11 protein-coding genes are annotated in these 10,118 nt (G+C 70.8%); 2 read left to right on the top strand and 9 right to left on the bottom strand.

Annotated features, from left to right (window positions below; translation table 11 throughout):
* Window positions 1-140 precede the first annotated feature (140 nt).
* Both ACFYY6_RS37930 and clpB read right to left on the bottom strand, forming a co-directional pair.
* Window positions 141-710, bottom strand: a complete 570-nt coding sequence (locus ACFYY6_RS37930; protein WP_073789007.1) for a YbjN domain-containing protein — start codon at window positions 708-710, stop codon at window positions 141-143.
* Between the two features lie 262 nt (window positions 711-972).
* A complete protein-coding gene (gene clpB, locus ACFYY6_RS37925; RefSeq protein WP_351525676.1) occupies window positions 973-3,558 on the bottom strand; it encodes an ATP-dependent chaperone ClpB in 2,586 nt (861 codons plus the stop codon).
* 262 nt (window positions 3,559-3,820) lie between these two features.
* Here clpB and ACFYY6_RS37920 point away from each other — a divergent pair, with 262 nt between their 5' ends.
* Window positions 3,821-4,225 (top strand): TIGR03618 family F420-dependent PPOX class oxidoreductase, encoded by a 405-nt coding sequence (locus tag ACFYY6_RS37920; protein ID WP_351525675.1) that lies wholly within the window; start codon window positions 3,821-3,823, stop codon window positions 4,223-4,225.
* Between the two features lie 234 nt (window positions 4,226-4,459).
* Here the strand turns inward: ACFYY6_RS37920 and ACFYY6_RS37915 are convergent, their stop codons facing one another.
* Both ACFYY6_RS37915 and ACFYY6_RS37910 read right to left on the bottom strand, forming a co-directional pair.
* Complete coding sequence (locus ACFYY6_RS37915; protein ID WP_351525674.1) at window positions 4,460-4,780, bottom strand: (2Fe-2S)-binding protein; 321 nt, start codon at window positions 4,778-4,780, stop codon at window positions 4,460-4,462.
* The gene (locus tag ACFYY6_RS37910) at window positions 4,777-5,061 is read right to left on the bottom strand and encodes a hypothetical protein (RefSeq protein ID WP_351525673.1); all 285 of its coding nucleotides are present in this window, start codon (window positions 5,059-5,061) and stop codon (window positions 4,777-4,779) included. The genes ACFYY6_RS37915 and ACFYY6_RS37910 overlap by 4 nt, the downstream gene beginning before the upstream one ends.
* A gap of 141 nt (window positions 5,062-5,202) precedes the next feature.
* On the opposite strand from ACFYY6_RS37910, the gene ACFYY6_RS37905 reads away from it, so the two are divergent.
* Window positions 5,203-6,189, top strand: coding sequence for a helix-turn-helix transcriptional regulator (locus ACFYY6_RS37905; protein ID WP_351525672.1), 987 nt, complete (start codon window positions 5,203-5,205; stop codon window positions 6,187-6,189).
* A gap of 250 nt (window positions 6,190-6,439) precedes the next feature.
* On the opposite strand, the gene ACFYY6_RS37900 is transcribed toward ACFYY6_RS37905, so the two are convergent.
* The 5 genes from ACFYY6_RS37900 to ACFYY6_RS37880 all read right to left on the bottom strand — a co-directional run.
* Complete coding sequence (locus tag ACFYY6_RS37900) at window positions 6,440-6,943, bottom strand: hypothetical protein (RefSeq protein ID WP_386609506.1); 504 nt, start codon at window positions 6,941-6,943, stop codon at window positions 6,440-6,442.
* Window positions 6,944-7,247: 304 nt separating this feature from the next.
* A complete protein-coding gene (locus ACFYY6_RS37895) occupies window positions 7,248-7,694 on the bottom strand; it encodes a heat shock protein transcriptional repressor HspR (RefSeq protein ID WP_073789018.1) in 447 nt (148 codons plus the stop codon).
* A gap of 1 nt (window position 7,695) precedes the next feature.
* Window positions 7,696-8,883 carry a molecular chaperone DnaJ gene (dnaJ, locus tag ACFYY6_RS37890; protein WP_351526195.1) on the bottom strand — a complete coding sequence of 396 codons (1,188 nt, stop codon included), beginning with the start codon at window positions 8,881-8,883 and terminating at the stop codon, window positions 7,696-7,698.
* A 93-nt stretch (window positions 8,884-8,976) separates the two neighbouring features.
* Window positions 8,977-9,630 carry a nucleotide exchange factor GrpE gene (grpE, locus tag ACFYY6_RS37885; RefSeq protein ID WP_351526225.1) on the bottom strand — a complete coding sequence of 218 codons (654 nt, stop codon included), beginning with the start codon at window positions 9,628-9,630 and terminating at the stop codon, window positions 8,977-8,979.
* On the bottom strand, window positions 9,627-10,118 hold a 492-nt coding region (locus ACFYY6_RS37880; protein WP_351526227.1), incomplete at its 5' end, for an Hsp70 family protein. The genes ACFYY6_RS37880 and grpE, both read right to left, overlap by 4 nt.

Below are 10,118 nucleotides of genomic sequence, written 5' to 3'. Positions count from 1 at the left end.
GCGGCGCGTTGGTGTCACTCACCCACACAGGGGGGGCGCGGGCCCCCCCCCCCCCCCCCCCCGGCCCCGCGGGCCCCCCGGGGGGGGGGGGGGGGGGGCCCCCCCCGCCCCCCCCCCGCCCGCTTGCCCGCTCGTACCGGTCAGGCGTCCGGTGCGGCCTGCTCGGTGCCGTCGGCGCCTTCCGGCTTCTCCTCGGACGGGACCAGGCCGAGACGCTCCTGGAGCCACTTGTCGAACTCGATCGAGGCGCGCACCCAGCTGACCGTCGACGAGACGAAGTGCTCCAGGCTGACGCCCGTACCGATGAGCATCTGCGCCTCACCGATCAGCCGGATCGAGGTACCGGTGTCGTCGGAACCCTCCTCGGCCTCGTGGGTGTGCGTGTAGACCTTCGGCCACAGGGTGCGGCGGTTCCAGTCGTCGATCGCGTCGAGGAGGACCGGGCGCTGGTCCGCGGCGTGCGGGCGGTCGTAGAACGTACGGACCGAGAAGACCTGCTGCTCGGCCTCGCCGCGGAACATGAAGTAGGTGCGGAACTCCTCCCACGGCGCGGCGAGGTCGCCCTCGTCGTCCACGACGTACTTCAGTTCCATCTGGTCCAGGAGCTGCTTGACGAGGTCCTGGTCAGGGACGACGGGGCCCTCCGGTCCTGCGGCCTGCGGTTCGGGCTGGCCCCCGAAATTAGGAATCGAGGACGGATCGATGCTCACCGTGTTTTTCCCTTCGTGCGGTTGCCGACATCCTCTCCCATGGCGGGCGGGGGATGGCAAGCCCCGGCGGGGCCGATCCGCCACAAGCTGACAAGCGGCCGGTGCGGGCCGGTCCCGCGGGGCCCCGCAGAGGGAGCCCGGCCCCCAGATGGAGCAGAGGGAACAGAATGCTCCCTCCAGGTGAGGGCCTCCCGACGCCGGGACGGTGACGTCCCGGCGCCGGGAGGGTACGCGCCCCGGGAGGGTGCGCGCCCCCGGAGGGTTACGAGGCGGCGCCGACGAGCAGACCGTCCCCGGCCCGGTCCACCCGGACCGTGTCCCCGTCCCTGACCTCGCCCGCGAGGATCTCCTTGGCGAGCCGGTCCCCGATCACCGTCTGGATGAGGCGGCGCAGCGGCCGGGCACCGTAGGCCGGGTCGTTGCCCTCCTCGGCCAGCCAGGCCAGGGCCTCCGGCGTGACGTCGAGGGTGAGCCGGCGGTCGGCCAGTCGCTTCGCGAGCCGGTCGATCTGGAGCCTCGCGATGTGCGCGAGCTCGTCGCCGCTCAGCGCGGAGAACACCACCAGGTCGTCCAGCCGGTTCAGGAACTCCGGCTTGAACGAGGCCCGCACGACCTCCAGGACCTGTTCCTTCTTCACCTCGGGCTTCGTCAGCGGGTCCATCAGGAACTGGCTGCCGAGGTTCGAGGTCAGGATCAGGATGGTGTTGCGGAAGTCCACCGTCCGGCCCTGTCCGTCGGTGAGCCGGCCGTCGTCGAGGACCTGGAGCAGGATGTCGAAGACCTCGGGGTGCGCCTTCTCCACCTCGTCCAGCAGGACCACGCTGTACGGGCGGCGGCGGACCGCCTCCGTGAGCTGGCCGCCCTCCTCGTAGCCGACGTATCCGGGCGGGGCGCCGACGAGCCGCGCGACGCTGTGCTTCTCGCTGTACTCGCTCATGTCGATGCGGACCATCGCCCGCTCGTCGTCGAACAGGAAGTCGGCGAGCGCCTTCGCCAGCTCCGTCTTGCCGACCCCGGTCGGGCCGAGGAAGAGGAACGATCCGGTGGGCCGGTCGGGGTCCGCGATCCCGGCACGGGTACGCCGTACCGCGTCCGACACCGCCCGCACGGCCTCGGTCTGGCCGATGAGGCGCTTGCCGAGCTCGTCCTCCATGCGCAGCAGCTTCTGCGTCTCGCCCTCCAGCAGGCGTCCGGCGGGGATGCCGGTCCAGGAACCGACGACGTCCGCGATGTCGTCCGGGCCGACCTCCTCCTTCACCATCGTGTCCTTGGCGGCCTCCTGCTCGGCCTCGGTCGCCTCCGCCAACTCCCTTTCCAGGCCCGGGATCTCCCCGTACAGCAGCTTGGAAGCGGTATCGAAGTCGCCGTCGCGCTGGGCGCGTTCGGCCTGGCCGTGCAGTTCGTCGAGGCGTTCCTTCAGCTCGCCGACGCGGTTGAGGCCCTGCTTCTCCTTCTCCCAGCGGGCGTTGAGGCCGCGCAGCTCCTCCTCCTTGTCCGCGAGGTCGCGGCGGAGCTTCTCCAGACGCTCCTTGGAGGCGGCGTCGGACTCGTTCCTGAGCGCCAGCTCCTCCATGTGCAGGCGGTCGACGGCCCGCTGGAGCTCGTCGATCTCGACCGGCGAGGAGTCGATCTCCATACGGAGCCGGGACGCCGCCTCGTCGACCAGGTCGATGGCCTTGTCGGGGAGGAAGCGGGAGGTGATGTAACGGTCGGACAGGGTCGCGGCGGCCACCAGCGCGGAGTCCGCGATGGAGACCTTGTGGTGGGCCTCGTACCGGCCCTTGAGGCCGCGCAGGATCGCGATGGTGTCCTCGACGCTGGGCTCCGCCACCAGCACCTGCTGGAAGCGCCGCTCCAGGGCCGGGTCCTTCTCGATCCGCTCGCGGTACTCGTCGAGCGTCGTGGCGCCGACCATGCGCAGCTCACCGCGCGCCAGCATCGGCTTCAGCATGTTGCCCGCGTCCATGGCGGAGTCGCCGCCCGCGCCCGCGCCGACGACGGTGTGCAGCTCGTCGATGAACGTGATGATCTGCCCGTCGCTCTCCTTGATCTCGGAGAGGACGGTCTTCAGCCGCTCCTCGAACTCGCCGCGGTACTTCGCACCCGCGACCATCGCGCCGAGGTCCAGCGAGACGAGCCGCTTGTTGCGCAGGGACTCGGGGACGTCGCCCTTGACGATGCGCTGGGCAAGCCCCTCCACGACGGCCGTCTTGCCGACGCCGGGCTCGCCGATGAGCACCGGGTTGTTCTTGGTGCGGCGGGACAGGACCTGGACGACGCGCCGGATCTCCTGGTCGCGCCCGATCACCGGGTCGAGCTTGCCCTCGCGCGCGGCGGCCGTGAAGTCCGTGCCGAACTTCTCCAGAGCCTTGTACTGACCCTCCGGGTCGGGTGTGGTCACCCGGCGCCCTCCCCTGCTCTTCTCGAACGCGTCCAGCAGTCTCTTCGCACCGGCGCCCTGCTCGGAGAGGATCTCACCCGCCCGGCCGCCCTTCGCGGCGATACCGATCAGCAGGTGCTCGGTGGAGATGTAGTCGTCGCCGAGGTCCTTCGCGCGCTGCGCGGCGTCGGCGATGACGCCCAGCAGCTCGCGGTTGGGCTGCGGCGGGGCGACGGTCGAGCCGGTGACGCTGGGCTGCGCGCCCAGGAGCCTTTCCGTCTCGGTACGCACCACGATCTGGTCGGCCTCGACGGCGGCCAGCAGATCGGTGATGTTCTCGTTGTCCTCGCCCGCGAGCAGCGCGAGCAGCAGGTGCCCGGGGGTCAGGTCGGGGTGACCGTCCTTCACGGCCCTGCTGGTGGCCGCGTTGAGGGCGTCCCGGCTCTTGTTGGTCAGCTCGGCGTCCACGTGCGTCGTCTCCTCCTTGCGGTGGCTGCTCTCTCCACAACACTGACTTTGCCAACGTCTACTAAGTTGAGTCTATTCCACTCAACCCGGTTTTCCGTACACACCTTCCGCTCTTGCCGCGCCCGGCCGCCTCGGCACGCGCCCCGCCCCGGTCGGCCGGCCCGGGGCGGGGAGGGGAGACCGGGACGCCCCGTTCCGAGTGAACCGGCCGGACGGGACCACCGCCACCGCAGGCCAGGAGGCCCCTGCCTACGCTGTGCCCATGGCAGTCGACCCGACGAATCCGAGCCCCGAGTACCTCGCGTTCTGGCGCGAGCACCACCTGTGCACCCTGACCACCCCTCGCCCCGACGGCTCGCCGCACGTGGTGCCGGTGGGCGTGACGTACGACCCGGGGGCCGGGCTCGCCCGCGTCATCAGCGACAAGAGCACCCGGAAGGTGGCCAACGTCCTGGCGGCGGGCCCGGACGGCGCCCGCGTGGCGGTCTGCCAGGTCGACCGGCGCCGCTGGGCGACGCTGGAGGGGCGCGCGCGGGTAAGTACCGACGAGGAGGCCGTGGCCGACGCCGTACGCCGCTACGAGGAACGCTACGGGCGCACGCCGGCACCCAACCCGAACCGCGTCGTCATCGAGATCACCCTGGACCGGGCACTCGGCAAGGCATGAGCCCCGACAGGGCATGAACAGCTGCGGAGCAGGGGCCCCGGCAGGACGCGGCACGGCACGGCAGGGCACGCGCCGCGCCGGAGCACGGCACGGCAGGGCACGCGCCGCGCCGGAGCACGGCACGGCAGGGCGCGGCGCGGCACGGGAAAAGCACAACGGCGCCATCGTGTTCAGGTCACGATGACGCCGTTGTGTGGGGGAGTGACTGAGCGACGTGTAACGACGGGGGATCGCTCAGGCACTGCGGGGGGTGGCGGAAATGGTCTCTGGTTGGAACAGCTGGTGGTCCCGCCGGTCGAGATTCACGAAGATCATGTCGTACCGGATCGCGCAGCGGACGGGCTGCGGTGCTCCGCGCGGCTTGCGCAGGCAGCGGTACGCACGCACTTCGTCGTCTTCTTCGCGCGCGACAACGATGGGGTCGCCGAACAGAGTGACCATCAGCGAGTCGCCACGGCGGGGGAGGGCTGTGACGAGATCGATGAAATGCCAGCCTGATCGGTAGGCCGTGGCCATTTCCCGCCGGAAGGTCCGGTCGTCCGGCGGGATGGTCATGCGCCCAGGTGGTTCGGCGTGGACCAGGCGATGTCACCGGGCGCGGGCGCCGCCTGGACACCCCACGCGATGTCACCCTGGGCGGTGGCCGGGGTGCCCCATGCGATGTCACCAGGGGCCGCGGCCCGGACGGACCAGGCGATGTCACCCGACGCCTGGGTGGACCACGCAATGTCACCCGGCGAGGATGCCGCCTCGCTGCTCCATGCGATGTCGCTGCCGCTCACCGCCCCGAGTCCCAGGGCCGCGGCGAACGAGACGGCAAGCGCCGAGCGAAGCATTCGCTTATACATAGTCGGCTTCGTCCTCACTTGTGGATTCTTCTCCCCCGCACCTAAGACGATGTCTCACCTGGGCACACGAACACCACCGGGTCGATGCATCATGTTCCTGCATGTTCAGGAACCTGGGGGGTGGAGAATATGGTCACAAGCAATACAAAGCCGACACATCCTCATGGGATCACCGAACTCTGCGAGCCAGGAGTACGGCTGTACGCCAGCGCTTTGCGGTCGGGACGTATCGCCAGGAGCGAAGTGGAACCGGCTCCTTGCCTCATGGACTTCGCCCTGCTGCACCCCGACCCCGACGACGCCGACTGGCTGCGCCCCGTGCCGCCGTCCGCCGCACTGGCGAAACACCTGCATCCCATCGAGCGCGAGATCCAGGAGCGCCGACGGCATTCGGTCCTGCTCACCGAGTCCTTCGAGCCGTTCATGGACATCAGCGCGCAGGATCCGCCGACCACTCACGCCATCACCGTGCTGGAAGGGGTCAACCGGATCAACGCGGCGCTGGACCTCGCCACGGCGGAGTGCCGTTCGGAAGTCCTCACCGTCCAGCCGGGCGGCGGACGCAGCGAGGATCGCCTCAGCGAAGCCTTGGAACGTGGTCTTTCCGTAGTGGATCGCGGTGTCAGCATCCGCACCCTCTACCAGCACACCGTACGGCACAGCCCGGGCACCCTGGCCTACGCCGAACGGATGGCCGACGACAACGTGGAGATCCGCACGCTCGAAGAACTCATCGAGCGGCTCATCGTCTTCGACCGCACCGTGGCGTTCATCCCCGCCCAGGACGACCGCCAAGTCGCCCTGGAACTGCGCCATCCCGGGCTCGTCGAGTATCTCGTCAAGGTGTTCGAGCAGCTGTGGACCCGGGCGGCGCCGCTCCTCGAAGAAGTCAAGTACGAGCCGACTCCCAAGGGGATCAGCGGAGTTCAGCGCTCCATCGCCCAACTGCTCGTGGAGGGACATGTCGACGACTCCATCGCCCGCCGCCTCGGCATGAACGTCCGCACCTGCCGCGCGCACGTCGCCAAGTTGTCCGCCGTCCTCGGCAGCAACAGCCGCGCCCAACTCGGCTATCTGATCGCGCGTTCAGGGATTCTGGAACAGGTGCCGGACTGACACGGTCGCAATCGCGAAACACCGGACCACCGCCCGCGCGGCATCCCCGTGCACGGTACGGCCGGTTCCCGGCCCGAGACGTCCGGCTCCTCGCGCGAGCGCGCAACAGGCCGTCGCGGGGCGGCCGTTCGCCCCGGGAAGCGGCCCCGCCCCGGTCGCCGCGCCCGCCCCACCACCGGCACCGCCGCCCGGACCGCCGGGCCCGGCCCTTCCGGTGCGTCCGACGCGGCCACCGGCCACCGCGACCGGCTCACGCCGTACGCGGCGCCCCACCCCACTCCGCCAGGAGATCCTCCCGCTTCGCCCGTCCGGGGGTCCCGCCCTGCCACGCACGGCCCCAGGCGAGCAGGGCCGCAGGGGTGGCACGGCCGTCCGCATACGCGTCGAGCAGGTCCTGCGACAGCCGGAACTCGGCTGTGCCGTAGGAGGCGGCGGGCGCGTACACGGTCCATTCCACTTCCCCGTCGGGGGTGTCGAGGCGTACGAACATCGCCGGGCCGTCGTCGAACCCGCCGAAGGCGACGGTGGTCACGGATTCCAGCAGGATCCCGGCCACCCGGCCCGGCGAGGACCGTACGGGCGCGCCGACCACCGTCACGCGCCGGATGTCACGCCACGCCCAGGTGCCGCGCTGGTCCTCCCCGAGCCCGGTCAGGCCCTCCTCGGTGAGGAGCACACCGGGACCGGTCCCGTTGGGCGGGGCGCCCATGTGCGCCGACGCTGGGGTGATCCAGAAGAGACCGACCATGGACATGCGTGCTGACTCCCGACTGTGCCGCCGGGCGGCTCGGCCCCCGGCCTGTGACGTGTGGTGTGGTGCGGCGAGAGGGCGCGGGACGGTGTCGCCCCCGCCAGCCCGCGGCCCACAAGGCAGGACGCGATCGGACGGAGGGGGGTTTCGTCCGCCGTCCGGGCCCGGTCACATCACAGGGCACCGGACACGCGGCGCACAGAGCACGGCGCACACGGCCGAGCGCCGGGGAGCCGACCCGTCGGTCGTCTCCCCGGCGCTCCGGCCGGAGATTTCCGGGGCATCCCCCGGAAATCTCCGGCTCCGCTCAGTCCTTGGGCCGCTTGGGCCGCCAGACCACCAACGCGCTGGTCTGCTGTACGTCCTGGTACGGCACCAGATCGCGCCGGTACGAGGCGTGCACCTGGGCCTCACGCTGCTGCATCGCCGCCGCCGCGCCGTCCACCGCCGCCGTGAGCTCGGCGACGCGCTGCTGGAGCGCGGCAACCTGGTTCTCCAGCTCGATGATGCGCTTGATGCCGGCGAGGTTGATGCCCTCGTCCTGCGACAGCTGCTGAACCGTGCGCAGCAGCTCGATGTCGCGGGCCGAGTAGCGCCTGCCGCGCCCGGCCGTGCGGTCGGGCGAGACCAGCCCCAGACGGTCGTACTGGCGCAGTGTCTGCGGATGGAGGCCCGAGAGCTGGGCCGCGATCGAGATCACGTACACCGGTGTCTCATCGGTCAGTTCGTACGGATTACGTCGTCGGCCGTCCACCTCAAGCTCCCTTCGCCGCCTGGAAGAGGTCCGCCCGAGGATCGCTGCCCGCGGTCGCCTTCCGGTATGCCTCCAGTGCTTCCCTGGCCTCGGTGCCGAGATCCTTGGGCACCGTCACCTCCACGGTGACCAGCAGGTCGCCCCGGGTGCCGTCCTTGCGGACCGCGCCCTTGCCGCGGGCGCGCATCGTGCGCCCGTTGGGGGTGCCGGGCGGGAGTTTCAGGGTGACCGGCGGGCCGCCGAGCGTGGGCACCTTCACCTCGCCGCCGAGCGCCGCCTCCGTGAAGTCGACGGGCACGGTGACCGTGAGGTTGTCGCCCTTGCGGCCGAAGACCGGGTGCGCGTCGACATGGACCACGACGTACAGGTCGCCGGCCGGTCCGCCGCGCTCACCAGGACCGCCCTTGCCGCGCAACCGGATCCGCTGGTTGTCCGAGACGCCCGCCGGGATCCGGACCTGCATGGTCCGGGCCGACTTCGCCCGGCCGCTGCCCTTGCAGACGTCGCAGGGGTCCTGGGCGATGAGGCCCCGGCCCTTGCAGTCGACGCAGGGGTCGGTGAGCGAGAAGCCGCCGCCGGAGCCGCGCGACACCTGGCCGGTGCCGAGACAGGTCGGGCAGACCCTGGGGGTGCCGTTCTTGTCACCGGTGCCGGAGCACGCCTTGCAGGGCGCCTGGCTGGACATCCGCAGCGGGACCGTGGCCCCCTCGACCGCCTCGGTGAAGCTGAGCGTCACCTCGGACTCGATGTCCTGGCCGCGGCGCGGCTGCGTCCGCGTACCCGCACCTCCCCGGTTGAACAGACCGCCGAAGACGTCGCCCAGACCGCCACCGCCGCCGAAGCCGCCGGCTCCGCCGCCCGGGCCACCGCCCTGGGCCCCTCCGAAGAGGTCGCTCAGGTCGAAGTTGAAGTTGCCCCCGGCGCCTCCCGGCCCAGGCCGGAACCCGCCGTTGCCGAAGAGGGCGCGCGCCTCGTCGTACTCCTTGCGCTTCTTGGCGTCGCCGAGGACGTCATTCGCCTCGGAGATCTCCTTGAAGCGTTCCTCCGCCTTGTCGTCGCCCTTGTTGGCGTCCGGGTGGAACTCGCGGGCGAGCTTCCGGTACGCCTTCTTGATCTCGGCGTCGGTGGCGTCCTTGGGGACGCCGAGGACCTTGTAATAGTCCTTCTCGACGAAGTCCTTCGTGCTCATCGACGTCCCTCCTTCCGGACGATCGGCCGTGCGACCGGCCCGTGAGCCGGTCGCACGGCCGGGCGGTGCGCCGCGAGTTGGTCAGACGGGATGTCAGACCTCCTCGCCGCCACCGCTCTCCTCGTCGGTTGCCTTCTCTTCCTTGGCCGCGGCCGGAGTCGCGCCCGGCTGCGGCTCGGCCACCGCCACCCGCGCGGGGCGGATGGTGCGCTCGCCGATCCGATACCCCGGCTGCAGGATCGCCACGCAGGTCGTCTCCGTGACGTCCGGCGCGTACGAGTGCATCAGGGCCTCGTGGATCGTCGGGTCGAAGGGCTCGCCCTCCTTGCCGAACTGCTGCAGGCCCAGCTTGGCGACGACCGTTTCCAGCGATTCCGCCACCGACTTGAACCCGCCCACGAGCTCGCCGTGGTCCCGGGCCCGGCCGATGTCGTCGAGCACGGGCAGGATCTCGGACAGGAGGTTCGCGACCGCGATCTCCTTGACCGTGGCCCGGTCCCGCTCGACGCGGCGACGGTAGTTCTGATATTCGGCCTGAAGCCGCTGGAGGTCGCCCGTGCGCTCGTTGAGCGCGGTACGGGCCTGGTCCAGCTGGGCCGTCAGACCGACGGTCTCTACTGCGTCCCCGGCCGGGGCCGCCTCTTCCTCCTTGGGGGAGGAGGAGGCGTCCTTCGGCTCAGCTCCGTCAGGGGTGGCGCCGGAGGGGACGTCGGGCTTCTCCTCGAAACCCGAGTTCTCCTCGGTCACACCGCACCGCCCTTGGCGTCCTTCTCGTCGTCCACGATCTCCGCGTCGACGACGTCGTCGTCGGCCTTGGCCTGCTGGGCGCCCGGCTGCGGGTCACCGTCGGCCTGGGCACCCGCGTACATCGCCTGGCCCAGCTTCTGGGAGACGGCCGCGACCTTCTCGGTGGCGGTGCGGATCTCGGCGCTGTCCTCGCCCTTGAGCTTCTCCTTCAGCTCGTTGACGGCGGTCTCCACCTCCGTCTTCACGTCGGCGGGAACCTTGTCCTCGTTGTCCTTGAGGAACTTCTCCGTCTGGTAGACGAGCTGCTCGCCCTGGTTGCGGGACTCGGCGGCCTCGCGGCGGCGGTGGTCCTCCTCCGCGTACTGCTCGGCCTCCTCACGCATCCGGTTGACCTCGTCCTTCGGCAGCGAGGAGCCGCCGGTGACGGTCATCTTCTGCTCCTTGCCGGTGCCGAGGTCCTTGGCGGTGACGTGCATGATGCCGTTGGC

The organism is Streptomyces sp. NPDC001750 (assembly GCF_042892615.1).
Classification (GTDB): Bacteria; Actinomycetota; Actinomycetes; order Streptomycetales; family Streptomycetaceae; genus Streptomyces.
Note: the sequence above shows the minus strand (reverse complement) of the source record. Positions and strands in the feature narration are given on the sequence as shown.